The organism is Bacillus sp. LR--39, from assembly GCF_053613335.1.
In genome coordinates this window covers 1-551 of record NZ_JBSIOT010001418.1, presented here as the reverse complement: position 1 = coordinate 551, position 551 = coordinate 1, and the positions used below count along the sequence as shown (strand labels likewise).

Here is a 551-nt window from a genome sequence, read left to right as displayed (position 1 = left end):
ACGCTTGACAGCATCCTGCTGAAGGTAACCTTCATCCAAAAGTGTAGCGGCCAAATTGAATGTACTGCTCTGAGGCAGCGAAAGTTCTTTGCTGATTTCCTTTACGGTTAATCCATCCGGATGATTTGACAGCAATTCAAATATACGTACAACACGTACCGCGGATTTTACTGACATGACACCCTCCAAAATTCACATATGTGATTCAAAATCAGGATCCTGATAATTCGGACGTATTCTAAACAGAAAGAAGGCTCACGTCAACCATCCTATCAAACAAAAAAATTTTTTTATTAAACTTCAAATTACCAGTCTATCGAATCATTTATCTGAAGCATGCAGGATTCACCCGTTCTGCTGCGAATATCTCTTCTCAGGAAAACAAGACCATCAAGGGGGTTTATGTATGAAGAGAAAAATGATGATGTTCGGATTGGCGCTATCGATCATTGCAGGCGGCGTGGTCGCCGATGGAACGGGGAATGCAGCTCAAGCGGCCCCTCAGGAAACAGCCATCGCAAAAGATATCGAAAAATTCAGCAAAAAATTCA

1 protein-coding gene is annotated in these 551 nt (G+C 42.1%); it reads right to left on the bottom strand.

Going from position 1 to position 551, the window contains the following annotated elements; genetic code table 11:
* Positions 1 to 177, bottom strand: a 177-nt coding sequence (locus ACWHAR_RS30875; protein WP_452088908.1) for a helix-turn-helix domain-containing protein, incomplete at its 3' end; no start/stop codon positions are given.
* Positions 178 to 551 lie beyond the last annotated feature (374 nt).